The sequence below is a fragment of the Mycobacterium sp. 134 genome, from assembly GCF_048282715.1.
GTDB classification, from domain to species: Bacteria; Actinomycetota; Actinomycetes; order Mycobacteriales; family Mycobacteriaceae; genus Mycobacterium; species Mycobacterium septicum.
The window spans coordinates 49,275-75,212 of the sequence record NZ_JBLVUN010000008.1 but is presented as its reverse complement, the minus strand read 5'-3'; the positions used below and the strand labels follow the sequence as shown (position 1 = coordinate 75,212).

General features: G+C 66.7%; 25 protein-coding genes. 19 read left to right on the top strand and 6 right to left on the bottom strand.

Annotated features, from left to right (window positions below; translation table 11 throughout):
* Positions 1–71: 71 nt before the first annotated feature.
* From ACNQVK_RS05175 to ACNQVK_RS05155, 5 genes are all read left to right on the top strand, one after another.
* The gene (locus ACNQVK_RS05175) at positions 72–545 is read left to right on the top strand and encodes a carboxymuconolactone decarboxylase family protein (protein WP_409551856.1); all 474 of its coding nucleotides are present in this window, start codon (positions 72–74) and stop codon (positions 543–545) included.
* Between the two features lie 56 nt (positions 546–601).
* A complete protein-coding gene (locus ACNQVK_RS05170; protein ID WP_418028665.1) occupies positions 602–3,133 on the top strand; it encodes a DEAD/DEAH box helicase in 2,532 nt (843 codons plus the stop codon).
* Positions 3,134–3,248: 115 nt separating this feature from the next.
* Positions 3,249–5,414, top strand: a complete 2,166-nt coding sequence (helR, locus tag ACNQVK_RS05165; protein WP_418028664.1) for an RNA polymerase recycling motor ATPase HelR — start codon at positions 3,249–3,251, stop codon at positions 5,412–5,414.
* A complete protein-coding gene (locus tag ACNQVK_RS05160) occupies positions 5,407–6,612 on the top strand; it encodes an FAD-dependent oxidoreductase (RefSeq protein ID WP_418028663.1) in 1,206 nt (401 codons plus the stop codon). The genes helR and ACNQVK_RS05160 overlap by 8 nt, the downstream gene beginning before the upstream one ends.
* A 6-nt stretch (positions 6,613–6,618) precedes the next feature.
* Positions 6,619–7,254 carry a TetR/AcrR family transcriptional regulator gene (locus ACNQVK_RS05155; protein ID WP_418028662.1) on the top strand — a complete coding sequence of 212 codons (636 nt, stop codon included), beginning with the start codon at positions 6,619–6,621 and terminating at the stop codon, positions 7,252–7,254.
* On the opposite strand, the gene ACNQVK_RS05150 is transcribed toward ACNQVK_RS05155, so the two are convergent.
* Positions 7,219–7,998, bottom strand: coding sequence for an SDR family NAD(P)-dependent oxidoreductase (locus ACNQVK_RS05150; protein WP_418028661.1), 780 nt, complete (start codon positions 7,996–7,998; stop codon positions 7,219–7,221). The genes ACNQVK_RS05155 and ACNQVK_RS05150 overlap by 36 nt on opposite strands.
* Before the next feature lie 85 nt (positions 7,999–8,083).
* Here ACNQVK_RS05150 and ACNQVK_RS05145 point away from each other — a divergent pair, with 85 nt between their 5' ends.
* On the top strand, positions 8,084–8,437 hold the full coding sequence (locus ACNQVK_RS05145) for a VOC family protein (protein WP_418028660.1): 354 nt from the start codon (positions 8,084–8,086) through the stop codon (positions 8,435–8,437).
* On the opposite strand, the gene ACNQVK_RS05140 is transcribed toward ACNQVK_RS05145, so the two are convergent.
* Positions 8,434–9,330, bottom strand: coding sequence for a LysR family transcriptional regulator (locus ACNQVK_RS05140; RefSeq protein ID WP_418028659.1), 897 nt, complete (start codon positions 9,328–9,330; stop codon positions 8,434–8,436). The two genes, ACNQVK_RS05145 and ACNQVK_RS05140, sit on opposite strands and share 4 nt — an antisense overlap.
* A 75-nt stretch (positions 9,331–9,405) precedes the next feature.
* Here ACNQVK_RS05140 and ACNQVK_RS05135 point away from each other — a divergent pair, with 75 nt between their 5' ends.
* Positions 9,406–10,470: an alpha/beta fold hydrolase gene (locus tag ACNQVK_RS05135; protein ID WP_418028658.1), complete on the top strand. Its 1,065-nt coding sequence runs from the start codon at positions 9,406–9,408 to the stop codon at positions 10,468–10,470.
* A gap of 75 nt (positions 10,471–10,545) precedes the next feature.
* Here the strand turns inward: ACNQVK_RS05135 and ACNQVK_RS05130 are convergent, their stop codons facing one another.
* Positions 10,546–11,691, bottom strand: coding sequence for a 1,4-beta-xylanase (locus ACNQVK_RS05130; protein WP_418033966.1), 1,146 nt, complete (start codon positions 11,689–11,691; stop codon positions 10,546–10,548).
* A 155-nt stretch (positions 11,692–11,846) separates the two neighbouring features.
* On the opposite strand from ACNQVK_RS05130, the gene ACNQVK_RS05125 reads away from it, so the two are divergent.
* Positions 11,847–12,698 (top strand): class I SAM-dependent methyltransferase, encoded by an 852-nt coding sequence (locus ACNQVK_RS05125; RefSeq protein ID WP_418028657.1) that lies wholly within the window; start codon positions 11,847–11,849, stop codon positions 12,696–12,698.
* On the opposite strand, the gene ACNQVK_RS05120 is transcribed toward ACNQVK_RS05125, so the two are convergent.
* Positions 12,699–13,538 carry an SDR family oxidoreductase gene (locus ACNQVK_RS05120; RefSeq protein ID WP_418028656.1) on the bottom strand — a complete coding sequence of 280 codons (840 nt, stop codon included), beginning with the start codon at positions 13,536–13,538 and terminating at the stop codon, positions 12,699–12,701.
* A gap of 219 nt (positions 13,539–13,757) precedes the next feature.
* Between ACNQVK_RS05120 and ACNQVK_RS05115 the strand changes: the two genes are divergently transcribed.
* Entirely contained in the window at positions 13,758–14,621 is an 864-nt protein-coding gene (locus ACNQVK_RS05115; RefSeq protein WP_418028655.1) for a DUF732 domain-containing protein, read from the top strand.
* Between the two features lie 247 nt (positions 14,622–14,868).
* Complete coding sequence (locus tag ACNQVK_RS05110; protein ID WP_418028654.1) at positions 14,869–15,369, top strand: hypothetical protein; 501 nt, start codon at positions 14,869–14,871, stop codon at positions 15,367–15,369.
* A 221-nt stretch (positions 15,370–15,590) separates the two neighbouring features.
* Here the strand turns inward: ACNQVK_RS05110 and ACNQVK_RS05105 are convergent, their stop codons facing one another.
* Together ACNQVK_RS05105 and ACNQVK_RS05100 are read right to left on the bottom strand one after the other, a co-directional pair.
* Positions 15,591–16,400, bottom strand: a complete 810-nt coding sequence (locus tag ACNQVK_RS05105) for a L,D-transpeptidase (RefSeq protein ID WP_418028653.1) — start codon at positions 16,398–16,400, stop codon at positions 15,591–15,593.
* 169 nt (positions 16,401–16,569) lie between these two features.
* Entirely contained in the window at positions 16,570–16,830 is a 261-nt protein-coding gene (locus ACNQVK_RS05100) for a hypothetical protein (RefSeq protein ID WP_418028652.1), read from the bottom strand.
* Between the two features lie 495 nt (positions 16,831–17,325).
* Here ACNQVK_RS05100 and ACNQVK_RS05095 point away from each other — a divergent pair, with 495 nt between their 5' ends.
* The 9 genes from ACNQVK_RS05095 (at position 17,326) to ACNQVK_RS05055 (ending at position 25,928) form a co-directional block, all read left to right on the top strand.
* Entirely contained in the window at positions 17,326–18,147 is an 822-nt protein-coding gene (locus tag ACNQVK_RS05095) for a hypothetical protein (protein ID WP_418028651.1), read from the top strand.
* 89 nt (positions 18,148–18,236) lie between these two features.
* Positions 18,237–19,556: an IS256 family transposase gene (locus tag ACNQVK_RS05090; RefSeq protein WP_016894482.1), complete on the top strand. Its 1,320-nt coding sequence runs from the start codon at positions 18,237–18,239 to the stop codon at positions 19,554–19,556.
* Between the two features lie 45 nt (positions 19,557–19,601).
* Positions 19,602–21,449, top strand: a complete 1,848-nt coding sequence (locus tag ACNQVK_RS05085; protein WP_418028650.1) for an ATP-binding protein — start codon at positions 19,602–19,604, stop codon at positions 21,447–21,449.
* Entirely contained in the window at positions 21,446–21,901 is a 456-nt protein-coding gene (locus ACNQVK_RS05080) for a roadblock/LC7 domain-containing protein (RefSeq protein WP_418028649.1), read from the top strand. The genes ACNQVK_RS05085 and ACNQVK_RS05080 overlap by 4 nt, the downstream gene beginning before the upstream one ends.
* Complete coding sequence (locus ACNQVK_RS05075) at positions 21,898–22,275, top strand: DUF742 domain-containing protein (RefSeq protein WP_110917870.1); 378 nt, start codon at positions 21,898–21,900, stop codon at positions 22,273–22,275. Before ACNQVK_RS05080 ends, ACNQVK_RS05075 begins: the two co-directional genes overlap by 4 nt.
* Complete coding sequence (locus ACNQVK_RS05070; protein ID WP_418028648.1) at positions 22,256–22,840, top strand: GTP-binding protein; 585 nt, start codon at positions 22,256–22,258, stop codon at positions 22,838–22,840. The genes ACNQVK_RS05075 and ACNQVK_RS05070 overlap by 20 nt, the downstream gene beginning before the upstream one ends.
* A gap of 40 nt (positions 22,841–22,880) precedes the next feature.
* Entirely contained in the window at positions 22,881–23,666 is a 786-nt protein-coding gene (locus tag ACNQVK_RS05065; protein ID WP_418028647.1) for an MHYT domain-containing protein, read from the top strand.
* Positions 23,667–23,766: 100 nt separating this feature from the next.
* The gene (locus tag ACNQVK_RS05060; RefSeq protein ID WP_418028646.1) at positions 23,767–25,299 is read left to right on the top strand and encodes an LVIVD repeat-containing protein; all 1,533 of its coding nucleotides are present in this window, start codon (positions 23,767–23,769) and stop codon (positions 25,297–25,299) included.
* Positions 25,296–25,928, top strand: a complete 633-nt coding sequence (locus ACNQVK_RS05055; protein ID WP_418028645.1) for a DUF305 domain-containing protein — start codon at positions 25,296–25,298, stop codon at positions 25,926–25,928. Before ACNQVK_RS05060 ends, ACNQVK_RS05055 begins: the two co-directional genes overlap by 4 nt.
* Positions 25,929–25,938: the final 10 nt, after the last annotated feature.

Here is a 25,938-nt window from a genome sequence, read left to right as displayed (position 1 = left end):
ATCGCCGGATGTCACATTCCGTCGAATCGCGGTGTCTTGAGGGTGTAGTCACCATCAACTAGGAGTGCACCATGGATGCTCGTTTGAACCTGTTCGAGAACCCGACCGCCGTCAAGATGCTGAAGTACGTCACCTCGGCGGGCAAGGTGATCACGGACTCGGCGCTCCCGGACACCACGCACCAGCTGGTGGCGCTGCGCGCCAGCCAGATCAACGGCTGCGGCTTCTGCACCGACATGCACACCAAGGACGCCGCGGCCGCCGGGGAGACCCAGCAGCGCCTGCACCTGGTCGCGGCCTGGCGCGAGGCCACCGTGTTCACCGAGGCCGAACGCGCGGCGCTGGAGCTGACCGAGCAGGGCACGCGGATCGCCGACGCGGCGGGCGGGGTCAGTGACGAGGTGTGGGCGAATGCGGTCAAGCACTACGACGAGAATCAACTGGCCGCGCTCGTCTGCCTGATCGCCTTCATGAACACCGTCAACCGCTTGAACGTGATCGTTCAGATGCCCGCCGGCGACTACCAGCCAGGGCAGTTCGGATAACCGCGGTCGACCGGGACGATCGTCAGCAGGGGTGAACTGGCACGCTGGTCATCAATATGACCACTCCCCTGCTCGACGATCCGAACGACCTCTCGGCACTGCACGCCAAGGCCGACGACGCCGACACTCTGTTCACCGACTTCGCCGGCTGGGCCGAGGCCAACGGAACCACGCTCTACCCCGCGCAGGAGGAGGCGCTGATCGAACTGGTCAGCGGAGCGAACGTGATCCTCGCGACGCCGACCGGATCCGGTAAGTCGCTGGTGGCCACCGGGGCGATCTATGCAGCGCTCGCCGCAGACCGCGTCAGTTTCTACACCGCCCCGATCAAGGCGCTGGTCAGTGAGAAGTTCTTCGCGCTGTGCGATGTGTTCGGGGCCGACAACGTCGGCATGCTCACCGGGGACGCCTCGGTGAACGCCGACGCCCCGATCATCGCCTGCACGGCCGAGATCCTGGCCAACCTGGCGCTGCGGGAAGGCGCCGACGCGGACATCGGCCTGGTGGTGATGGACGAGTTCCACTTCTACGGCGACCCGGACCGCGGCTGGGCGTGGCAGGTGCCGCTGCTCGAACTGCCCAGGGCCCAGTTCCTGCTGATGTCGGCGACGCTGGGCGACGTCACGTTCCTGCGTGAGGATCTCACCCGCCGCACCGGACGTCCGACCGCGCTGGTCGCGGGGGCGGAAAGGCCGGTGCCACTGTTCTTCTCGTACGCCACCACGCCGATGCACGAAACCATCGCCGATCTGCTCGACACCAAACAGGCACCGATCTACGTCGTGCACTTCACCCAGGCCTCCGCACTCGAGCGGGCCCAGGCGTTGATGAGCGTCAACGTCTGCACCAAGGAGGAGAAGGCCGCGATCGCCGAGATGATCGGCGGATTCCGTTTCTCGACGACCTTCGGGACCACACTGTCGCGACTGGTGCGGCATGGCATCGGCGTCCACCACGCCGGCATGCTGCCCAAGTACCGGCGGCTGGTGGAACAACTGGCCCAGGCCGGGCTGCTCAAGGTGATCTGCGGCACCGACACCCTCGGGGTCGGCATCAATGTCCCGATCCGCACCGTGGTGTTCTCCGCCCTGTCCAAGTACGACGGCACCCGCATGCGGTTGCTCAACGCCCGCGAGTTCCATCAGATCGCCGGGCGGCGGCGCGCGGGATACGACACCGCGGGCACCGTGGTGGTGCAGGCACCCGACCACGAGGTGGAGAACCTCAAGCAGTTCGCCAAGGTGGCCGACGACCCCAAGAAGCGTCGAAAGCTGGTGCGGCGCAAGGCACCTGAGGGCATGGTACCGTGGGGCGAGGCCACCATGAACCGGCTGATCGACGCCGCGCCCGAGGCGTTGACCAGCAACATGCGCGTGTCCACGGCGATGATCCTCGACGTGGTCGACCGCCCGGGCGACCCGTTCGTGGCAATGCGACGGCTGCTCACCGACAATCACGAACCGCGCAAGCGTCAGCTCAAGCACATCCGGGAGGCGGTCGGGATCGCCCGCTCGCTGCTGCAGGCCGGAGTCATCGAGCGCCTCGACACACCCGAACCCGATGGCCGCCGGTACCGGCTGACCGTCGACCTACCGGACGACTTCGCCCTCAACCAGCCGCTGTCCACCTTCGCGCTGGCCGCGGTCGACGTCCTGGATCCGGACTCGGAAAGCTATGCGCTGGATGTGGTTTCGGTGATCGAGGCCACCCTGGAAGACCCCCGCCAGATCCTGGCCGCCCAGCTGAACAAGGCCAGGGGCGAGGCGGTGGCGCAGATGAAGGCCGACGGGATCGAGTACGACGAACGCATCGAGCTGCTCGACGAGGTCACCTATCCCAAGCCGCTGCAGGAACTGCTGGAACACACCTATGAGGTGTACCGGCAGACCAACCCGTGGGCCGCCGACGGCCATCTGTCCCCCAAGTCGGTGGTGCGCGAGATGTGGGAGCGGGCCCTGACCTTCCGCGAGTACATCAGCGTCTACGGGCTGACCCGCTCCGAAGGCGCCGTGCTGCGCTACCTGTCCGACGCGTTCAAGGCGCTGCGCTCGGGCGTGCCGACGGCCGCCCGCACCGAGCAGCTCGCCGACATCGTCGAATGGCTCGGCGAGCTGGTGCGCCAGGTCGATTCCAGCCTGCTCGACGAGTGGGAGCAGCTGACGAGCCCGGACCAGCCTCACGATGTTCCGGTTGCGGTGCCGGCCCGGCCACGCCCGCTGACCGGCAACGAGCGGGCGTTCACCGCGATGGTCCGCAACGCTCTGTTCCGCCGGGTCGAGTTGTTCGCCCGGTCGCGCTGGGACGAGCTCGGGGCGCTCGATACGGCATCCGGCTGGACGGCGCAGCGCTGGGCCGACGCGGGCGAGGCGTACTTCGACGAGCACGCGGAGGTGGGTACCGGAGCCGACGCCCGTGGCCCGGCGTTGCTGATCTTCGACCGGCAGCCGCAGGCGTGGCGAATCCGACAGATCCTCGAAGATCCTGCCGGAGATCACGATTGGGGCTTCGACGTGGAGGTCGACCTGGCTGCCAGCGATGAGGAGGGTGCCGCGGTGCTGCGTATCGTGGACGTGGGCCGGATGGGGTGAGCGGTTGCTGACCTCGATTTTATCGCGACCCCGGGGCCTTGCGGCAAGGCCCCGGTGATGGCGCACAATCGCTGGCCGAACCAAACCACGGATAAGCGAGGTAACTGTGGGGAACGTGCCAGCTGACGAGCACGACATCGAAGTCCAGACCGAACAGACCTATGTCGACGGGCTCTACTCCCGCTTGGACGCCGAGCGCATCCGGGTACGTGACCGGTACCGCACCGCGCTGCGCGAGCACGGCGGTTCCGCGGTGGAGCGCGACGCCGAGGTGCGGGCGCTGGCCAAGGAAGCCAACCGGCTCGACGTGGCCGACAACGGCCTGTGCTTCGGGCGGCTGGAAACCCTTGCCGGAGAACATCTCTACGTCGGTCGCCTGGGCCTCTTCGACCGTGAGGACGACTACGAACCGTTGCTGCTGGACTGGCGGGCGCCGCTGGCCCGGCCGTTCTACACCGCGACCGGGGCCAACCCCGAGAACATGCGCCGGCGCCGCCAGTTCCGCACGCTGGGGCGTCGCGTGCTCGATTTCACCGACGAGGTGCTGGGCCGGCCCGCCGAGGGTGACGAAGGTGATGCCGCACTGCTGGCTGCGGTGAACGCCCCGCGCGGCGAGGGCATGCGCGACATCGTCGCGACGATCCAGGCCGAGCAGGACGAGGTCATCCGTAACGAGCACACGGGTGTGCTCGTGGTCGAGGGCGGCCCGGGCACCGGCAAGACCGTGGTGGCACTGCACCGCGTGGCCTATCTGCTCTACACCCACCGCGAGCGGATCGAACGTCACGGCGTTCTGGTCGTCGGGCCCAATGAGGCGTTCCTGGACCACATCGGCCGGGTGCTGCCCTCGCTGGGTGAATCCGATGCGGTGTTCATGACACCCGGCGACCTGGTCCCCGGTCTGCACGTCACCGCCGAAGACGCGCCCGAGGTGGCCGCGATCAAGGGCTCGCTGCAGATCCTCGACGTGCTGGCCGCCGCGGTCGCCGACCGCCAGGAGGTGCCCGCCGAGCCGATCTTCATCGAGTTGCCCGATGTCACCGTGCGCATCGATGCCGAAACCGCGCAGTGGGCCATCGAGGAGGCCCGTGAGACCGGGCTACCGCACAACGAGGCCCGCGCGACGTTCCGCGATATCGTCACCTACGTCCTGACCGAACGCGCCGTGGCCCGCATCGGCAAGGGATGGCTGAGCCGCGCGGACAAGGCGGCGTGGGAGGAGCTGCGGGCGAGTGTGGTCAGCGAACTCGACGACAACGCCGCGTTCGCCGAAGCACTCGATCGGCTGTGGCCGATCCTGACCCCGGAATCCCTGCTGGCCCCGCTGTACTCGTCACCCGATCGGCTGTCGGCGGCCGGCGCCGATCCCCGGCTGCTCCGCGCCGAGGGCAGCGCCTGGACCATCTCGGACGTGCCGTTGCTCGACGAGTTGGTCGACCTGCTGGGCCGGGACAAGGCCGCCGACGAAGCCGCGGAACGCGAACGGCGGGAGGAAGCCGCCTACGCCGCGGGGGTGCTCGACCTGATGATCGCCCGCGAGGATCTGATGGACGACGAGGATCACCTGCTGGCCAGCGACCTCATCGACGCCGAGGACCTGGCCGACCGGTTCCTCGAGCGCGACACCCGGGAACTCGCTGAACGTGCTGCGGCCGACCGGGATTGGACCTACGGTCATGTTGTGGTCGACGAAGCCCAGGAACTGTCCGAGATGGACTGGCGGATCCTGATGCGTCGTTGCCCACGCCGGTCCTTCACGGTCGTCGGCGATCTGGCCCAGCGCCGCTCGGCCGCCGGTGCCCGGTCCTGGGACCGGATGCTCGAGCCGTACGTGCCGGGCCGGTGGATCTACCGGACGCTGTCGGTGAACTACCGCACCCCGGCCGAGATCATGGCGGTTGCCGGTGCGCTGCTGGCCGAGTTCGCGCCCGGGGTCCAGCCGCCGGAGTCGGTGCGGGCGTGCGGCGTGCGGCCGTGGTCGAAGCAGCTGACCGCCGACGAAATCCCATCTGCTGTCGAGGAATTCATGCGAGATGAAGCCAACCGAGAGGGCACCTGCGTGGTGATCGGCCCGCCTGGGGTGCCCGGCGCGGTGGCCGCGTCCGAGACCAAGGGCCTTGAGTTCGACGCGGTACTCGTCGTGGAGCCCGCACACATCCTGACCGACGGCGACCGCGGCGCGGCCGAGTTGTACGTCGCACTCACCCGCGCGACACAGCGCCTCGGCGTGCTGCACACCGAACCCCTACCCGACGCTCTGAACGGACTGGCCCATGCCTGACACCACATGTGCGATCGTCGGCGGCGGGCCCGCCGGCATGATGCTCGGCCTGATCCTGGCCCGGTGCGGGGTCGCGGTGACCGTGATGGAGAAGCACGCCGACTTCCTGCGCGATTTCCGCGGGGACACCGTGCATCCGAGCACCATGCGCCTGCTCGAAGAGCTCGGGTTGTTCGGCGAGTTCGACAAGATCGACTACAGCAAGGTGGAGAAGGCCGAGATCCCGGTCGACGGTAAGCCGGTGACGCTCGTCGACTTCCGGCGGCTGCGCCAGCCGCACCCGTATGTGGCCATGGTGCCGCAGTGGGATTTCCTCGACCTGCTGGCCGACGCCGGCCGAGACGAACCCAACTTCACCCTGCTCATGCGGACCGAGGTGACCGGGCTGCTGCGCGACGGCGAGCGCATCACCGGCGTGCGTTACACCAGCCCCGACGGCGACGGCGAGCTGCGCGCCGAACTCACCGTGGGCTGTGACGGGCGCACGTCGGTGGTCCGGCGGGAGGCCGGGCTGCAGACCAAGGACTATCCGGTGCCGTTCGACGTGTGGTGGTTTCGAGTGCCGCGCACCGAGGACGGCCAGTACTCGCTCATCCCCCGCACCGGACCCGGTCGCGCGTTGATCATGATTCCTCGCGTCGGCTACTTCCAGGTGGCCTACCTGATCCCCAAGGGCAGCGACGCCGCGCTGCGGGCGCGCGGACTCGACATCTTCAAAAGCGAACTCGCCGAGCTCATTCCCGAGGCCGATCCGGATGCCCTGTCCTCCTGGGACGACGTCAAGCATCTCGACGTCCAGCTCAACCGGCTGCCCACCTGGTACCGGGACGGACTGTTGTGCATCGGTGACGCGGCGCACGCCATGTCGCCGGCCGGCGGGGTCGGCATCAACGTCGCCATCCAGGACGCCGTCGCCACCGCCCGCCTGCTGTACCAACCGCTACGCGAGCACCGGGTCAGCCAGAAGGATCTGGCCGCGGTCCAGCGCCGTCGCATCGTGCCCACCGCTGTGACACAAGGCTTCCAACGCATCCTGCACCGCCAGGTCCTCGAACCCGTGCTGGCCGGCGGTGAGATCACCCCGCCCGAAGCGCTTGGGAAGATCTTTCAGCTGCTGCCTCAACTCTCGGCGATACCCGCCTATCTGGTCGGCACCGGTGTGCGACCCGAACACATCCCCTCCCCGGCCCGCCGTTAGGCGCATATGGGAGGCAAACAGAACCCCGAGCAACGTCGACGCGAATTGTGCGATGCGGCAATCGCTCTGCTCGCCCGCGAGGGCATCAAGGGGGTCACCCACCTCAAGGTCGACCGCAAGGCCGGAGTTGCCGACGGGACCACGTCGTTCTACTTCCGCACCAGTTCGGCGTTGATCCGTGCGGCCGCCAACCGCATCGCCGATCTCGACCTGGCCGATCTCACCGCGGCCACCCGATCGGACAACGGCGGCGACAGCCCGTCACCGGCGGCCGGCCTGGCCCGCCTGGTCATCCGCTCCGGAACGGGTGCGCGCCTGCTCCGGAGCAAGGCCCGCTATGAGCTGGTGATGCCGTCCAGCCGGGACGCAGGCCTGGCCGAGGCATTCAGCCACAACCAACAGCGGTTCTTCGAGCTGCACCGAAACGTCGTGGTCGCGCTCTGCCCGGCCGGCACCGGTCCGGACCTGATCGATGAAAAGGCCTACGTACTGCTGACTTTCATCAGCGGACTGATGCTGGCCCTGGCCCGCGGCGACCGCACCATCAACTCCGACGAAGAACTCCACGACATCATCACGGCGATCGTCGCGGCGGCCCCGGCCACCTCACATCGCGAAGGAGTAGCCGCCGTTGACCGGTAGCGTCTGGCCGGTGATCCAGGAGCCGTGGTCACTGGCCAGCAGCACCGCAAGGTAGGCGACATCCTCGGGCAGGCCGGGCCTGCGGATGGGGTAGCGCGACAGGATCGCCTTGGCCTGCGGGGAATCGCCCATCTCAGACCACAGCGGCTCGGTGAGCGGTGTGCGCATGGTGCCCAACGCGATGTTGTTGGCGGTGATGCCGTAGCGGCCGTTCTCCAGGGCGATCGACCGCGTCAGCCCGGCGGCACCGGCCTTGGCCGCCGCGTACACCGCACCGCTGGCGTCCCCGGTCCGTCCGGCATCCGACACGATCGTCACGACCCGGCCCCATTGCCGCTCCACCATCGTCGGCAGCACTGCCCGCGTGCAGTGCAGCACCCCGTACAGATTCACCTGCAGGAACGGATCCCAGTCCGCGGGAGTGGATTCGGCGAACGGCATCCTGGCGGCGAATCCCTCGGCCCCGGCGTTGCCCGCATTGTTGACCAGGGTGTCGATCGGGCCGGCCCCGTCGATCGCATCGGTGACCGCCTGGTAGTCGGTGACGTCGAACGGCACCGCCAGCGCATCGCCGCCCGCTTCCCGCAGCTCTGTGGCCACAGCCTCAGCCCGGTCACCTCGGAGGTCATTGACCAGCACGGTGGCACCCGCCGCGGCGAAGGCATCGGCAAGGCCCCGGCCGACACCCTGTCCGGCACCGGTGATCAGCACCCGGCGGTTCGACAGATCGAATTGCAGCGTCATCGTCTCTCTATACCAGTAGAGACTTGAAAGCTGTTCGGGCGGGGCGGGCTGCCATAGTCTGAGGGCTCGTCCAAAGGAGGAACCGATGAGCGACCACGACGTGCGGATGATCATTCTGTCGACCGACGACCTGGATGAGTCGATCCGCTTCTACACCGAGACGCTGGGAATGCCGCTGAAGTTCCGCGACGGCGCCCACTTCGCCGCGCTCGACGGTGGATCGCTGACACTCGCTCTGGCCACTTCGGTGGATCACCCGATCCCCGGTCAGGTCGTCGTCGGGATCAAGACCGCCGATGTGGACGCCGCGGCCAAGGCCATCGAGGAAAGCGGCGGCGGAATCATCAAGCACCCGTACGACGATGCTCACGAGCGCCGGGCAGTGGTCTACGACAACAAGGGCAACGGTCTGGTGTTCTACAGTCCGCTGGCTCGCTAACCGCTCGGCGAAGCCGCGGCGTCGAGCAGGGTTTCGGCCAGCCGCGCCGCGGCCGGTGTCATCCGCTCGACCGGCGGCGCGGCGAGATAGACCTGCCATACCGGCGGGTCGCGCAGCACAACGGTCCCCAGATCGCCGTAGCGGCGCGCCTCGGACGCCGGCATGAAGGCGGTACCCAGTCCGTTACCGACCAATTCGGCGATCGCGGCGAACCCGGCCGGAACCTCGTACTGCGTCTGCGGTTGCACACCGGCACGGTGAAACGCCTCGTCCATCAGGCGCCGCAACCCGAATTCGGGTGGGAAGCCGACGAGTTCCTCGCCGGCCAGGTCCGCCAGCTCGAGACGGCGACGACGAGCCAGGGCGTGGTCGTCACGGCAGACGAACACCATCGGCTCCTCGAACAGCAGCTTCATGTCCAGCTGCGCCGGGAACCGGTTGGGCAGCGAGACCAGGGCCAGATCCAGCGAGCCCTCCAGGAGCGCTGCCAGATAGGCCGACGCGCCCGATTGACTCAACCGCAACCGCAGCCGGACGAACGGGTGGGCACGGTGGAAGTCACCGAGAGCACCGCCGACATCGACCGGCCCATAGGAGATCAACGAGCCGAATTCGACGGTGCCCATGAGAGATCCGCGGAACTGACCGGCAGATTCGGCCGCCGCCCGGGCCGCGTGCAGCACCTCGTAGGCGTGCGACCGAAAGGCCTCCCCCGCTGCGGTCAGGCTGATCCGTTGCCGCGACCGGTCGAACAGCTCCACGCCGAGTTCACGCTCCAGCTTCGCAATCGAGGTCGACAACGCCGACTGCACGACATGCGCCCGCTCGGCGGCGCGGGTGAACTTCATCTCGCCGGCCACGGCGATGAAGTGTTCGATCTGTCGTAACTCCACGGTGTCAGCCTATCTACCCTGTCGATGGGGCTCATCACATTCAATCGTTGGACTTGATGTGTCCGGACGGGTGAGATGGACACCGAGACCCCGCGAGAAGGAGCAGCAACGGTGAATGGTTTGAGCAGAAGGAACTTCGGCTTCCTGACGGCAGCCGCCGCCGGGGCAGCGACGCTCGCGGCCTGCGGCACCTCACCCGCGCCTGCTCCGCCGGCCGGGCCGCCGGCCAGGCCGTCGCACACCATGAACCCGGTCAAGCAGATCGACGCGGGCGAACTCAACATCGGCTACACCGAGGCCGGTCCCGCGGATGGACAGCCGGTGATCCTGCTGCACGGCTGGCCCTACGACATCCACAGCTACGCCGACGCCTCGGCACTGCTCGCCGATCAGGGCTTCCGCGTCATCGTGCCCCACCTGCGCGGCTTCGGGTCCACCCGGTTCCGCTCCGCCGATACCGTGCGCAACGGGCAGCAGGCCGCACTGGCGCACGACGTCATCGCGCTGATGGACGCCCTGAACATCCCCAAGGCGGTGCTCGGTGGGTACGACTGGGGCGGGCGCACGGCCAACAACGTCGCGGCCCTGTGGCCGCAGCGCTGCGCGGGACTGGTCGCGGTCAGCGGCTACATCACCGTCAACCTGGCCGCCAACTTGAAGCCGCTGGCGCCGGAGGCCGAATTGGGTTGGTGGTACCAGTACTACTTCGCCACCCCGCGCGGTGAACTCGGCTACCGCGAGAACACCAAGGAGTTCAACAGGCTGATCTGGACCAAGGCCTCACCGCTGTGGCATTTCGACGACGCCGCCTATGACCTGTCGGCTGCGGCGTTCGACAACCCCGATCACGTCGCCATCGTCGTACACAACTACCGGTGGCGACTCAGCCTGGCCCCCGGCGAAGCCCGCTACGACGCCGACGAGGCACGCCTGGCCGGCAAGCCGCCCGTCACCGTGCCGACCATCACGATCGGTTCTGACTTCGACGGGGCCGCCAAGGACGGCACCGGCTACCGCACGCTCTACACCGGGCCCTACGAACACCGCATCCTCAACGGCATCGGACACAACGTGCCCCAGGAGGCGCCCGAGCAGTTCGTCGCCGCGATCACCGATGTCAGTCGCATGGGTGGCCGCTGACCTCACGCTCAGGCGACTCCGGCCCGGCGATCACCAGCGCGGCGCGCTTCCCGCCTGTCATGGACAGTCCCGTCGTCAGGGATAAGGCCGCCCGGTCAGCTTCCGGATCGTGCGGATCTCACCGTCCCGATAGGGCCGTCCATCCGCATGGAACAAGTCATGGAACCACACCGGTGGGGGCGACTTGTACGGTCGGTCCCAGGAATCCCACGGTAGGTAGGTCTGCGTCTTACCCGCGACCAGTCCCCAGTTGTACGCACCGACGTTGTGCCGTTTCGCGATCGGCAGGACGCCCTCGATGGTGCTGCCCTCACCTCGGGCCAGATATTCGGTGCACAGGATCGGGCGTCCCATCGGGGCCAGCTCACCGATCCGGGCCTCGAACCCCTCCGGATGGTCGTAGCTGTGGAAGGTCACCACATCCGAGAGGTCGAGCTGCAGCGTGGCCATCCGGCTGCGTACCTTCGGGTCCGCCCACGGGCCGTCCCAGACACCGCTGGTCAACGGCTGCACAGGGTCGACCGATCGGGCCCAGCCGAAGACCTGCGGCAGCAGCTCCTCGATCAGAGCGACCTTGTCCTGCCGTTCCACCTCCCGGTAGTTCGCCGCGGGATTGTCCGGCTCGTTCCACAGGTCCCACCCCAGTACCCGCTCGTCGTGTCGGAACTGGCTGATCACGCCGACGACGTACTCGCGCAACATTCGCCGGTACCGGTGATCGTCCAGGTGCTGTGCACCCGGGCCCTGCACCCACACCGAGTTGTGAATCCCCGGCCGCGGCCGCCGCTGATGCCCCAACCGAGGAAACGGATCCCAGCAGGAATCGAACAGCACGAACAGCGGTTTGATGCCGTGGCTGGAGGCCAGAGCAACGAATTGGGCCAGCCGGTTCTGAAAGCCCAAATGCCCCTGCGCCCACAACTGGTCGTGCAGGAAGACCCGAACCGTGTTGAAGCCCGCCAACCGGGCGATCCGCAACTCATTGTCGATCTGCTGGGGGTCATAGGTTTCCGGCTGGAACATCTCCAGTTGATTGCCGGCGTTCGACGGAATGAAGTTGGCACCGACCAGCCAACCCTGTGCCGCATACCAACGGTGCGCCCGTTCCGGTGACCAGCGGGTCCCGTGTCCGTCGATCTGCGCGTGCGCCGACGGCGACCTGGTCACCGACAACCCTGCGGTCATGAGGAGCGAGAGCTTGAACGCGGCACGACGGCCCACACCGGGACCGTCGTCTTTCCTGTTGACCTGCATGACTTTACGAATCAAATGGCAATCTCCTGTACGAAACTCTGACGCTCGGCGAGTACCCACCACAAGGGATCCCAACTCCACGGTGAGTTGTCGACTCCGCATCCGCCGGTAGCGTTGTCCAGGTGGAGCACGCAGACGGCGAGAAGGTCCCCGAGACGGCCGCGGCCAGCGCCCTGACCGGCGTTTCGGAAACCGCACTGCTGACCCTGAACGGCCGGGCCACCCAGGCCCGCCATCCCCACCCCATCATCGATGATGCCATGGCCGTCCAACTGGCCGATTCCATCGCCTATGACTTCGCGAAATTCGGCCGCCGGACGGGCCAGGAGATGGCATTGCGCTCGCTGGCGTTCGACAGGGCCGCCCGGCATTACCTCGGCAAACACCCGTCCGCCACGGTCGTCGCGCTCGCCGAGGGACTGCAAACGAGTTTCTGGCGGCTCGACGCGTCGCTGCCCGGCGCCCGATTCCGTTGGCTGAGCGTCGACTTCCCGCCGATCATCGAACTGCGCGAGAAGCTGCTCCCCACCTCCGACCGCATCGTCACCCGGGCGCAGTCCGCGCTGGACTACAGCTGGATGGACGCGGTGGACCCCGCAGACGGCGTCTTCATCACCGCGGAGGGATTGCTGATGTACCTGCAGCCCGAGGAGGCACTCAGCCTGATCGCCGAGTGCGCCAAGCGTTTTCCCGGCGGGCAGATGATCTTCGACCTGCCGCCCGTACTGGTGAAGAAGTTCGCACCGAAAGGCATGCGGTCGTCACGGCACTACCGCGTTCCACCGATGCCGTTCAGCCTGTCGCCCGCCCAGTTGGCCGACCTGGCGCACACCGTGCCCGGCATCAAAGCCGTGCACGATCTGCCGATGCCGCGCGGGCGCGGATGGTTCTTCCGTACCGCATTTCCGGCGTTCTGGCAGTTCAAGCCAACACGACAGATTCGCGGGGCCTACACCCTGCTGGAGTTCGGCTGACTAGCTACCCGCAGCGGCCAACCGGGCGCGTTCCCGCATCGAGGCGACGACGCCGCCGTCGTTGAGGATGTCGGTGCCGGTGAGGTAACCGGCCCGCTCGCTGGCGCAGTAGGCCAGCAGGTCCGCCATCTCCTCCGGCTTGCCCCACCGCGGCACCGCCGCATCGGCGACCATCGCGCCTGCCCCGGCCTGCTCCTCCAGCCGGCCCATCTCGGTGTCGATGGAGCCCGGGGAAACCGACAGGATGCGGAGACCGCGACCGTTGAACCGCTCAGCCTGCGACGAGCTGTACCACTTCACGAAAGCCTTGCTGATGGCGTAGGAAAACCCGGATCTCATGTCTTCGGGAGCCATGCCGCACGCCGCCAGCATCTCGCCGAGGAATCGGTCCTGGTCCTGCAGTGCCAGCGGAAACTGCTGAGCGGGAATGACTTCCTCGGGCAACAGGTGTGCCGCCATCGACGCCACGTTGACGATCGCCGCACCCTCGGGCGCGGCCGTGAAGAAGGACTCGTTGACATGCAGCGTGCCCAGCGCGTTGGTTCTCATGACGTACTCGGCGTCACCCATGCTGGGACTGACCCCGGCCGCGTGAACGACGGCGCTCACGGTACCGAGCCCGGCCGCCGTCTCGAACAACCGGTCGACAGCGTCGCGATCGGTGACGTCGGCGTTGACGATGGTGGCCGGGATACCCAGGTCACCCAGCGCGGTCGCCGCGTCGTCGAGGCGATCCTGCCGTACATCGCACAGCACGACCGCCTGGTCGCGGCCCACCACCGTGGCCGTCGCCAGACCCATGCCACCCGCGCCGCCAGTGATCACCGTCACCCGTGTCATGGCTAGCACGGTAATACGGCAGATCCGCGGCCGAGCTTCAGGGGGTCGTGCGACTGCTCAGCGGTCACCTGGGCGGCCGCACCGGGATTTTTCCGGCAACCAAATCTGAGCGGCGCGCTGTGCAGGCGGACCGACCGGCATATAACGGGTAGTGATGACAGATGGCCCAACGATGACGCCGGCGAACCGTTGTCGATTGCCCGTAGCGGATCGCGCGCTATGACCTGCCCGTATTGCGGGTCGCCACTCGATGACAGCGACACCTGCAGCCGCTGTGGCCAGGTCCGGTCCAGGTCGACCGGTTGGCGCCCGGACCCGACGGCTCGCCACGAAGGTCGCTACTTCGTCACCGGACATCCGACGAATCGGGTCCGCGACGGCCGGACCGCATCGACCGACCCGGCCGGCGGCCGGATGCTGCCCGATTACCTGGAGTTGAAAACCGCTGGCATCAGGTCGACCTGGCTGGGAACGACCGCGGCAGCGGTGATCATCGTGATGACCGCCGCGGTGGTGTGGGTCCTGCTCGTGGCGGGCCGCAGGCCGCCACCCCCGCCGGAGACCGGATACCTTGCGGCTCTGCGGGATGCCGGGCTAATCGATCAGTTCAATTCCGACGCCAACGCCGTCGCCCACGGGCGGCAGGTGTGCCGCCGGATGGAAGACGGTGAACCGCAGCAGGGCCTGCTGGCCGACAAAATCGCGGTCGACACGTTCTGCCCGCATTTCTCCAAAGGTTTCCGCGTACTCGAAAAAGCCACCGTAAACGGCACTTTCGTCCTCTCCGACAACGTCGGCGCGGAGGGCATCACCTCCGACGGAACAACATGCCAGGGCGCCAACGGATACTCCGATGTCAATTCCGGCACCCTCGTCACCGTCAAGAACGGCAAGGGCGCTGTCTTGGCGAGCACCACCCTGGGGCCGGGCAAGAGCGGCGAATCCAACTGCACGTTCTCCTTCACCGTGTCGTTGACCGAAGGCGAGGACCGCTACGTTCTGTCCGTCGGACGGCGTGGCGAATTCAGTTACAGCTTCGAACAACTTGTGGCCAAAGGGATCCTGATGCAGCTCGGCCATTGATGTTTGCGTATTCAAAATTTGCGAGAACCGCTCCCCGGCAAAGATTTGTGACGTAGACACGCACTGCCATAACACGCACCACGGACCCGGTTGGAAACGATACGGTCACGAGTGCGGCTCCGTCACGTGTCAACCGCGCAACCATCTGAGAACTTGTCTGGACTCCCATTTCTGGGAGTCCTACGGTTGCGCTCGTCACAATTTTCATCGATGTAATTTCCGCACGAACCGAAGGAGCTGATCGGGGATGGCCATCTTTGCTCATATCACGGTCAAAACTGTTGTCAGCGCTGGATTGTGCGCGACCGCAGTAGGCGCAGCAGTAGTGCTGAGCCCGCACGCGGCGGCGGCACTCCAACTCAAGACCGGCGGCTACAAATGCCTTGACACCGCCGCAGGTGCGGCCGGTGCTGCGCCCGCCGCACCGTGTGCGGCCGCGGCGGTCGAAGCTGCAGGAGTCGTCCCGGCTGCGGCGCCTGCCGCGGTTCCGCCGGTGCCTCTGGCGCCACCGCCGGTGGTCCCCCCGGTACCCCTCGCGCCACCGCCGCTGGTGCCGCCGGTACCCCTGGCGCCGCCTGTGCCGGTCGTGCCGGCCGCCGCTCCCATCCCCGCCGCAGCACCCATCGCTGCCCCGGTGGCCATCGCGGCAGGGACCGGTAAGGGCGTGCCGACCGTTTCGCCCGGGGGCGGACCGGTCGCCGGAACGCCGACACTGCCCGGTCCGGCGGACACGTCCCCTGCCGGCTAACCCAACCCAACAACACAGCGTCAGAAAAGGCGCCTGGCTCGCCGGCCAGGCGCCTTTTCTGTGCCTTCTGTTTCGCCTCTTTGTTCCGCTCCATCTGTGGTCAACCATCAACGCCGCGGATCACCGACTGACGGTGACTGCAATCCGCGGCGCTGAGTGCCGAGACAGGCCAAGGGCCGCAGCTATCGTGCGCTGGTTCGCCTGGACCGCAGCAGGATTCGCTACTCCTGCACGATCACCGGATCGCCGATGTTGACCGTGTTGAAGTACCACTCGGCGGCCGCCGGGATCAGGCTGATGCAGCCGTGGCTGGTGTTGTCCAGTCCCATCGACGGGACAGCCCACGGCGCCGAATGCACGAACAGTCCGCGGTGGGTGAAACGAACCGCATAGTCCACATCGAGGAGATAGCCGTCAGGGGCCTCGACGGGAATACCGACGCTGCTCGAATCCATCTTCACCGTACGGTCTTTCCCCAGCACGGTGTAGGTACCGACCGGGGTCGGGTATTCCGGACGCCCCATGGAGGCCAGCAGCACACCCGGTTCGCCGGCGTGCGGCAGATGATGCGGTGCCGGCAGAGCGATCGGCGGGTCTTCACCCAACCCGTCGATGGTCACGGTGAAGGTGTGGTCGGATATGTCGGCGACACCGATAACTGCTGGGCCGGTTTGGAATTCCGTCCGCAAACCGCCTACCGACAGCATCATCGTGCTGTGCGCCGGCCAGAACTGGGCGGGAGTCCACGACACGGTTTTTGCGTCGAGCCACTCGTATGTACCCGTGCGTGCCGGCGTCGACTTCATCCCGAGGGCGCGTTCGACGACGGGCCGGTTCGAGACCGGATTCTTGAACGTCACCACCACCGGATGGCCCACACCGACGACGGCACCTTCGGCGGGCGCGATCGATTCGATCGTCGACGTCAACGGCATGCTGACCGCCGCCGTGTCGACGCTATTCGCACCGCCGGAGAAGAAGGTCATGGCAACCACGACCACTACGAGAACACCCTGAACAACCGCGCGCATCAATTCGATCCCTCTGCGATGCCCCCATGATCTTGAACGATGTCATGGTATTGGTCTGCAGCGGTCCGAATGTGTAGTCACACGTAGACAATTCGGTCAAGCGTTCGTCACGTTTCGGCCACGGCGCCTGGCCGTCGCACGTTCTGAACGCTCCGATCTTCCGGAAGCGTCAGTCCGCGACGGCCTCGCCGCGGGCGGCGTTCAGCTTGAGGACCCGAGCGCACGAGAGCGGGGTCACCAGAGCGTTGGTCCGCAGGCTCGACTGAGGCGGCCGCTGGGATTCGAGTGCGTCGTCGTCTTCCTCAAGCCGATAGGAGGACGGATGCCTGCGCTTGGCCGCGGCCAGCTCACGCGAGTACCGCTGCGACGAACACCAGAGCGGATGCGTCGCCAACTCGATGACCGTCGAGCCGGCAGCTTTTGTCGCCATTTTCAATGACCTCCAGCGGAGCTTCACGACACTTCTACACAGTGGCAAGAGTGCTCGGCCAAGCTGAGACGATGCACTGAGTTGGCCGTGGACACATTAAGGATCGCTCTTAAACGGCGTTTACACACTAGAAAGAGCCTCGACAGAGACGTAATTCACACTCCCGGATTTGACTTTTTTCGCCCTTATGTTTGCTATCTACGGCGACCGGGCCGGGCTGATCGAGCGATAAACGTCATCGCCACCGGCGGTGCCAGCTACCGAAGTCGGGGCAGAACCTCGAACCCCCACCTTTGGGGCCGGCCTCAATCGCGGCAGTTTCTTACATTCGCAAGAAACCCGCATGTAGGGCGACTGCACAAATTAAGGAAGCACGCCAGCGAACGCGCCGCCGTTAGCCCCGTCGATGCAGAATCGTTACCCGTCATTTACCCTGTCCCGTGGCCGAGCACCCCTGCTGGAACGTCAATTAGCTCGGTGAAGGGTGGTACGGCTGTGGATGCACATGATCCGAACGTCGGAGAACATGCGCGTCCGACCGTGATTCGCGCGTCTCGCGCGTCGATCGAGAGCTGGCCGCTGCGGTGGAAGGTCGCCGCGACCCTGGTGTTGCCGATCCTGCTCGCGGCGACGTTCGGTGCGGTCCGTATCTACAACGAACTGTCCGCCGCGTCGCGGTTGAACCTCGCGTCCGACAACGCCGTGATCGTCGTACCCGCCGTGGAGCTGGTCGACCGACTCGACGGGCTGGCCTACGCGGCCGCTTCGGGCGCTCCCCTCGACGAACCGCTCGCACAGTTCGACGAGAGCGCGAAGACCCTGGACACGCTGATCACGTCCGCCGAGTTCGACCCGGCCGTCGCCGCACAGCTGACAACCGCATCATCGACCGCCAAGACGTTGCGCGACGACATCACATCGAGCCCGTTGCCCCAGCGGGTAATCGCCGATCGAGCATCCACCGTCGCGTCCGGCGTCGTCTCCGCGATCGCCACGACCACCAAAACGGTCGACGACCGCACCGTGCGCCCGCTCGCGGACCAACTCGTGGACGCCCTCGCGGCCCAGCGAGCATTGACGACGCAGCGGGTACTGATCGCCGCACCCGACTTCGCCGATTCGGACGAACTGCGCACCGAGGCGGCCGACGCGGCGGGTGCGGAGGCGGCCGCCATCGATCGGCTCAACCGGCTGACGCCCACGGACGAAGTCGCGGCCCTGTCCAAGGAATCCGACGTTCGTCGCGACAGCTATACGCAGCCGTCCGGCGAGAGCAATGATCAGAACCTGTGGATGAGCCTTGGTAGGGCGGCGTGAATGTGGGCGCGCCTTCCCGGGGATGATCACAAGTCCAGTTCGTTTCTGATCAAGACCGGCGTTGGCGCGCTGGTTGGGAAGGCACGCCCGTGCTCACCGTAGTTCACGATGTCGCGCAGGCCAACGACACCCGCAGCGGTGCCGGTCGGTCGTTGTTGGATGAGATTGTCCGCGACGGTGCCCGGCAGATGCTGGCCGCCGCTTTGCAGGCCGAGGTCGCCGCCTATGTCGACCAGTTCGTCGATCAGGTCGACGAGAATGGGCACCGGCTGGTGGTCCGCAACGGCCACCACAACGTCCGGGAGGTGCTCACCGGCGCTGGGGCGATCGAGGTGAAGGCGCCGCGGGTCAACGACAAACGGGTCGATCCGGAAACCGGTGAGCGGCAACGATTCTCGTCGAAGATACTGCCGGCGTGGGCGCGTAAGTCCCCGCAGATGGCCGAGGTGCTGCCGTTGCTGTACCTGCATGGCCTGTCCAGCAGCGACTTCGGTCCGGCGTTGGAGCAGTTCCTCGGCTCGGGGGCGGGGCTCTCGGCTCCGGCGATCACCCGACTGACCGCGCAGTGGCAGGACGAGGCCGCCGCGTTCGGCCGCCGGGACCTGTCGGGCACCGATTATGTGTACCTGTGGGTGGACGGCATCCATCTCAAGGTCCGCCTGGAGCAGGACAAACTGTGCCTGCTGGTGATGCTGGGGGTGCGCGCCGACGGCCGCAAGGAACTGGTCGCGCTGACCGACGGGTACCGCGAATCAGCGGACTCGTGGGCGGATCTGCTGCGGGACTGCCGGCGCCGTGGCATGCGCGCCCCGGTGCTCGCGGTCGGGGACGGTGCTCTGGGGTTCTGGAAAGCGGTCCGTGAGGTGTTCCCCGATACCCGTGAGCAGCGGTGCTGGTTTCACAAGCAGGCCAATGTCCTTGCCGCACTACCGAAGTCGGCGCATCCGGGGGCGATCGCGGCGATGCGGGAAATCGCGGGCGCCGAGGACATCGACCACGCGCAGGTCGCGGTCAAAGCCTTCGAACTGGACTACGGCGCCAAGTTCCCCAAGGCCGTGGCCAAGATCGTTGACGACCTCGATGTGCTGCTGGAGTTCTACCACTATCCCGCCGAGCACTGGGTACATCTGCGCACCACCAATCCGATCGAGTCGACCTTCGCCACGGTCCGGTTGCGCACCAAGGTCACCAAGGGGCCGGGTTCCCGCGCGGCGGGTATCGCCATGGCCTACAAGCTCATTGACGCCGCACAAGCCCGCTGGCGGGCGGTGAACGCCCCGCACCTGGTCGCCCTGGTCCGGGCCGGAGCGGTGTTCCACAAAGGCAAACTGCTCGAACGACCCGTCGACATCACCCCACCCGAACCGGCCGACAACCCGGCCACCCCGACCGGAACGGAGGTCGCCTGAAAAACACCAATCCACAGGTATTGACAATTACTCTCCGGCGACGGCGTGCAAACGCCCGCGTTCACCGACGCGATGCGCACCAGCGTCGAGCAGTACCGCGCCATGACACAGCGCCTGTCCTCCGATCTCGACGGCACGCTGCACCATCGGGCCAACGCATTGCGGTCCGATGCCCTGCGAGACACCGCGATCATCCTCGGCGCCGTGCTGGCCGCCCTCGTCTTCGCACTCGCGGTCGGGCGCTCCCTCATCCGGTCGATCGGCCGGCTACGCCAGGGCGCGCTACAGGTCGCGCAGGTCGAGCTGCCCGAGGAGATCGAACGCCTCAGCAAGGGCGGCGGCATGCCGGAGATCCACACGCTGCCGTTCCGTACCAATGAAGAGGTCGGGCAGCTCGCTCGCGCGATCGACGACATCCACTCCCAGGCGGTGCGCCTGGCCAGTGAGCACGGTGTCCGTCTGCAGATCGGCGACATGTTCGAAACCCTGTCCCGCCGGAGCCGCTCACTCGTCGAAGAGCAGCTGACACTCATCGAGACGCTCGAGCTGGACGAGGAAGATCCGGTCCGGCTCGATCACCTCTTCCGCCTCGACCACCTTGCGACGCGCATGCGCCGCAACGGCGACAACCTCCTCGTCCTCGCCGACACCGTGGAACGCCACCGGGCGTCGGCGCCCGTCGCACTGCCCGACATGCTGCGTGCCGCGATGTCCGAGGTCGAGGAGTACCGCCGGGTCCAGGTCGGACACATGGCCGACGTCTCGATCGCCGGCTCGGCCGCAAGCGACATCGGCCACCTGATCGCCGAACTCCTCGACAACGCCCTCCGCTACTCACCGCCGGACTCGCCGGTGATGGTGACGGTCGGCCGCGCGGTCGACGCCGGCCTGCTGGTCGAGGTTGCCGACCGCGGACTCGGCATGTCCAAGGAAGACTTGACCGCCGCGAACGAACGGCTCGCGCTCGGCGGCGAGGTGACCTCCGAAACCGCCAAGCGGATGGGCCTTTTCGTGGTCGGCCGGTTGGCGCGACGCCATGAGGCCACGGTGCGGCTGCGTACCACCTCTGCGTTGACCGAACGGCCCGGTGTGACGGCGAGCGTGCACCTTCCGGGCACACTGGTCTCGCCCATCGGGATGGGTGAAACACTCGATGATCTGCGGACCGGTTCGTTTTCCGAATCACGCCCGCGAGCCGCCGCAGCGGGCCGGGGTGCGCACACCGACGCAGGTCGCGCGGCGCTCCCCGAGACGGGCGGCTCGCAGACAACGTCGCTGCCGGAGCGCGGATCAGACACCCCAGCGAAGGCGACCGCCAACGGACTGCCGAAACGATCACCCGGTGCCAGCGGTGTCAACGGACATCCAGCGACCGTCCCGGCTGCCGCCCCGGCCGCAGTCCCCGAGGAACCCGAACCCCGGCAGCGAGGAAATCCGCTTTCCTATTTCACCTCGGGCAATTCCGGCCCGGGCAATTCGAATCCGCCGGGCCCGGAACCCGTACCGGCCAGGGAATCCAGTTGGGTGGATATCGAGACGGAGAGTTTGGAGAGTGCGCCCATCTTCGAGCGGATGGCCTCGGAGTGGCTGATGGATCCGACGACGACGGAGTCCCGCAACCGCGTCTGGGCCAGCGCCGCCGACGCCGGCTGGGCGGCCGCCGCAAAGGCCGTCGAGCAGGAACCCAAGCGGCACACCGCATCCGGATTGCCGATTCGCGAACGCGGAGCGCGCTTGGTGCCGGATGAGGCAAGATCGGAAACCCAGGCCAGGCCCGACGGCGGGAACGATCCCGCGGCGATCCGAGACATCCTCAGCCGACAGTTGGCGGGCGTACGCAGGGGCCGGGCAGAAACCGACGCAGCACAAAGCCGAATCGAAGGAGATCGATGAACACCGGCACGCAACCACATGACCGGTCCGCGGGCTCTGCTGCAACGCCGTCAGGGAAGTCCGGCACCCTCGACTGGTTCGTGTCCAACTTCGTGCGTGACGTACCGGGCGTGTCACACGCGATCCTGGTGTCGGCCGATGGTCTGCCGATGGCTTCGAACTCCCACCTCCCGGCCGATCGGGCCGAGCAATTGGCAGCTGTCACATCCGGATTGGCGAGTTTGTCGGCCGGTGCGGCCCGGCTGTTCGAGGCCGGGAACGTGCGCCAGTCGATCGTCGAGATGGATGACGGGTTCCTGCTGTTGATGGGCGTCGGCAACGGCTCGTACCTCGCCACCCTGGCGTCGATCTCGTGCGACATCGGACAGGTCGGATACGAGATGGCGCTGCTCGTCGACCGGGTCGGCAAGACCGTCGAGGCGACGCCGCGCGCCACGCATGGGGCTCGATGACCCTGAGTATGGACAGACCTGAGCAGAAACAGTCCGCCAGTCGCGCGCGGCCGTACACCCTGACCGGCGGCCGAACCCGCGCCCGGGTGGAGGTGCCGATCGAAGCTCCGGTGGAGGCCCTGCTGTCATCCGGTGAGCTCGACTGCGCGCCAGGCGACATCCCCGCCGTCATCGTCCGGCTGTGCGGCAGCCGACCGTCCATCGCCGAGATCTCGGCGTATGCCGGTCTGCCCATCGGGGTGACCCGGGTGCTGGTGAGCGACCTGGTGGACAGCGGCCACCTTCGTGTTCACGCCACGTTGACCGACCGCTCGACCGTCGCAGAACGGCGCCTACTGATCGAAAGGACCCTCAGTGGATTACGCGCACTCTGACTCCGGCCCCACGGTGTCGTCGACGAAGATCGTGATTGCCGGCGGCTTCGGCGTCGGCAAGACCACGTTCGTCGGCGCCGTGTCGGAGATCGTGCCGTTGCGCACCGAGGCTCTCGTCACGAACGCGTCGCAGGGCCATGACGACCTGGAGGCGATCCCCGGCAAGGAGACCACCACGGTCGCCATGGATTTCGGCCGTATCACGATCGCGGACGACCTCGTGCTGTACCTGTTCGGGACACCCGGGCAACGGCGTTTCTGGTTCATGTGGGACGACCTGGTCCACGGCGCCATCGGCGCGGTGGTGCTCGTCGACACCCGCAGGCTCGAGGACAGCTTCGCGGCCGTCGACTTCTTCGAGGCCCGCAGCCTGCCGTTCCTGATCGCCGTCAACGAGTTCGACGACTCCCCGACCTACAGCATCGAAGAGCTGCGCGAGGCGATGTCGGTGTCCCCCACTGTCCCGATCATCAATGTCGATGCACGGGAACGCGATTCGGCGAAGAACGCGCTGATCGCCATCACCTCGTTCGCGCTGGAACGCCTTCCGTCGACAGCCTTCTAGATCCACCGCCCGTCAGTCTCACAGTCTCGAGGATCCCGTCATGAACCACCAAGTACATCACTTCGACATGGGCCTCTGGCTGCTGTTCCTGGCGTACATCGTCTCGGTGACCGGCTCGGTCGTCGGCCTGGCCTGCACTCGTTGCGGCGCCACCGCGACGAGCGGACGTGACCGGCTCCGATGGCTGCTCATGGCCTCGATCGCCATCGGCGGCGTCGGCATCTGGCTCATGCACTTCATCGCGATGCTCGGCTTCGCGATCCCCAGCAGCATGGTGCGGTACAACCTCGGCTGGACGGTCGCGTCGGCCGTGATCGCGATCGCCGCGGTGTTCGTCGGGCTGATCACCATCGGCCGGGACTTCGATCTGCGCCGGCTGCTGGCCGGCGGCGTGATCACCGGTCTGGCGGTCGCGGTGATGCACTACACCGGCATGTGGGCGGTCCAGATGCAGGGCACGATGACCTACGACACCACTCTCGTCGTCCTGTCCTTCGTGATCGCCGTGGTGGCGGCCACAGCGGCGCTGTGGTTCACGCTCGTCCTCGAATCACGCGGACTCCGTTTCGTGGCCGGGCTGGTGATGGGCGTGGCGGTCGTCGGCATGCATTACACCGGCATGGCCGCGGTGCGGGTGAATGTCGATCACACAATGCCGGTTCCCGGTGGGCCCGAAGTGTTCTCGTTCCTGTTCCCGGTCTTCGTGATCGGCCTGCTCGCGCTCGGCGTCCCGATCACCGCCGTGATGCTGGCACCCGATCGCGACGCCGAGGAGGCCGCGGCCGAGTCACGCCCCGTGGCGGCGGCGACCGGGCGGCACCGGTAGGCCGGCACCCACGGGCGCAGCTGCGCCACCCGATCGAAAAACTGTCAGAATCTGACAGTTTTTGTCCGCAACAGCTCTCCGCAATGCCATGATGCGATCGATGCTGGACAACCTCCTCCGCGCGGTATGCGTCGCGCTTCTCGTGGCCATCGCCGGACTGGGTCCATCCGCAGCGGCCCACGCCGGGCTTCCGCCGGGATACGACACGCGTTTCGACATCTGGCCGACCGCGGTCGACAAGGCGCAATGCCGACCGGGCGACCGGGTCGAAACCGGACTGCAGGGCGAGGTGCCCGTCGCAGACCGGGAGTCGCACCGCAGCGCGCAGGGCTACAACTGCAACATCGACCTGGTGGGTCAGTACCAGGGCACCGGCGCCGGCATCACGAGTGCTTCGTACAAGAACTGCACCTACGTCGGCTCTACCTGGCCGTACACCAACGGCGTCCAGGTGATCGACGCATCCGATCCTGCCCACCCCGTCCAGGCCGATCTGCTCACCGAGCCCGCGATGGTCGGCGGCACCTGGGAGTCGCTGAAGGTGCACGCGGGCCGGGGGCTACTGGTCGGCACCGGAGTTCCCCTGTTGTTCGGCGGCGGCTACATCTCCATCTACGACATCTCGCAGGATTGCCGGCACCCCCGGCTGCTCAACGAGGGCGCCGGTTCCCTTCCTGGCGTACGGATCCCGATGCTGACCCATGAGGGCAGCTTCTCGCCGGACGGCAATACCTACTGGGCCGGGGGCATCATCTGGAACAGTGCGGTGGACATCACTGATCCGACCGCTCCGCATGTGGTGTGGAGCGCGCCGGTCGGCTGGGCCTCGCACGGCATGGGTTTCGCACCAGACGGCCGGACCATGTACATGTCGCAGTTCAGCGGATTGACGGTGCTCGACACCTCGGCTGTGCAGGACCGGGTCGCGCCTGATTTCACCATGCACCAACTGCTTCCGGCCTACAGCCACAAGGCCTGGGTGGACGGGCAGGAAGCTCAGCACAGCGTCTACGTCACCTACCGAGGCGTACCGCACATCTTCACCATCGACGAACTCGGTTCCGGAGGCGTCAAACTGTTCGACGTTTCCGATCCCGCAGACCTCAAGCTGCGCAACATCATCAAACTCGAGATCAATCTGCCCGAGCACATGGACAACTGGACGAGCAGCGGCGGGTTCAACGGCGTCTTCGCCTACGACTCGCACTACTGCTCCGTGGACCGGCAAGACGATCCGACGGCTCTGGCCTGCGGGTGGATCCAGTCGGGTATCCGGATCTTCGACATCCGTGACCCCGAGCACATCACCGAACTCGCCTACTTCAACCCACCGGCACAGTCCGACAAGAAGTACGAAGACCTGCCCAATTCGATTCACGTCTACAACCTTTCGGTTCTTGCCACCCCGCCACTGACCGGAATTTTCGGAGTGGGACGGGCCGCTCTCGACGGGAAGATCCAGCTGTCCGACATCGTTCTGGGCAACCGTCCGGACTGGGGCCAGCCGGCCGATTTCTCCGCGGACTGGTGCATGTCACCGCCGGAGTTCCGGGGAAACCTGCTCTACGTGACGTGTTCGGACAACGGATTCATGACCCTGAAGCTGGACCCGACCGTCTACCCGCCACGATGAGTGCAACGCTGCCCGCCCGAATATTCGGTGCCACCGTCGTCATCGCCGCGGCTGCGTTCCTCGGTGCATTCGCCGAATCCCACCGGCAGGGCAGCGCACCGCCACTGATGTCTGAGGCCGACGTGAGCTTTGCGCAGATGATGATGACCCACCATCAGCAGGCGATCACCATCTGCGACCTGCTCAGTGCGGACGCCGCGCCCGAAATACGCACGCTCGCAGACCAAATCCGACTTCAGCAGCAGGCAGAGGTCGGCACCATGATCGGGTGGTTGCAGCTGGCGGGTCAGCCCCTCAACCCCACGGTGCCACCACCGGCCGACGGGCACGGCATGTCTCATCACGATGACGCCGGACAGCACACCGGCATGCAGATGGGCATGGCGTCCCCAGATGAACTGGGCCGCCTCAAGCACGCCACCGGCCGCACCAACGAAGCCTTGTTTCTCCAGTTGATGACCCGCCACCACCAGGGCGGCGCCGAGATGGCCTTCGACGAAACCCGCGATGGCTCCAACGAAGCGGTCCGGCGAACAGCCCTGGCCATGGTCAACGAGCAAACGCAGGAGATCCAGCTCATGGAACACCTGATGAAATCGCGGGACGCCTCACCACTGCCCTATCCGTGAAGCGGACGCG

Coding starts and splice junctions, on each gene's coding strand:
- ACNQVK_RS05175 (WP_409551856.1), top strand. CDS start 72: ATGGATGCTCGTTTGAACCTGTTCGAGAACCCGACCGCCGTCAAGATG.
- ACNQVK_RS05170 (WP_418028665.1), top strand. CDS start 602: ATGACCACTCCCCTGCTCGACGATCCGAACGACCTCTCGGCACTGCAC.
- ACNQVK_RS05160 (WP_418028663.1), top strand. CDS start 5,407: ATGCCTGACACCACATGTGCGATCGTCGGCGGCGGGCCCGCCGGCATG.
- ACNQVK_RS05155 (WP_418028662.1), top strand. CDS start 6,619: ATGGGAGGCAAACAGAACCCCGAGCAACGTCGACGCGAATTGTGCGAT.
- ACNQVK_RS05150 (WP_418028661.1), bottom strand. CDS start 7,998: ATGACGCTGCAATTCGATCTGTCGAACCGCCGGGTGCTGATCACCGGT.
- ACNQVK_RS05145 (WP_418028660.1), top strand. CDS start 8,084: ATGAGCGACCACGACGTGCGGATGATCATTCTGTCGACCGACGACCTG.
- ACNQVK_RS05135 (WP_418028658.1), top strand. CDS start 9,406: ATGGACACCGAGACCCCGCGAGAAGGAGCAGCAACGGTGAATGGTTTG.
- ACNQVK_RS05120 (WP_418028656.1), bottom strand. CDS start 13,538: ATGACACGGGTGACGGTGATCACTGGCGGCGCGGGTGGCATGGGTCTG.
- ACNQVK_RS05115 (WP_418028655.1), top strand. CDS start 13,758: ATGACCTGCCCGTATTGCGGGTCGCCACTCGATGACAGCGACACCTGC.
- ACNQVK_RS05110 (WP_418028654.1), top strand. CDS start 14,869: ATGGCCATCTTTGCTCATATCACGGTCAAAACTGTTGTCAGCGCTGGA.
- ACNQVK_RS05105 (WP_418028653.1), bottom strand. CDS start 16,400: ATGCGCGCGGTTGTTCAGGGTGTTCTCGTAGTGGTCGTGGTTGCCATG.
- ACNQVK_RS05100 (WP_418028652.1), bottom strand. CDS start 16,830: ATGGCGACAAAAGCTGCCGGCTCGACGGTCATCGAGTTGGCGACGCAT.
- ACNQVK_RS05080 (WP_418028649.1), top strand. CDS start 21,446: ATGAACACCGGCACGCAACCACATGACCGGTCCGCGGGCTCTGCTGCA.
- ACNQVK_RS05075 (WP_110917870.1), top strand. CDS start 21,898: ATGACCCTGAGTATGGACAGACCTGAGCAGAAACAGTCCGCCAGTCGC.
- ACNQVK_RS05065 (WP_418028647.1), top strand. CDS start 22,881: ATGAACCACCAAGTACATCACTTCGACATGGGCCTCTGGCTGCTGTTC.
- ACNQVK_RS05060 (WP_418028646.1), top strand. CDS start 23,767: ATGCTGGACAACCTCCTCCGCGCGGTATGCGTCGCGCTTCTCGTGGCC.
- ACNQVK_RS05055 (WP_418028645.1), top strand. CDS start 25,296: ATGAGTGCAACGCTGCCCGCCCGAATATTCGGTGCCACCGTCGTCATC.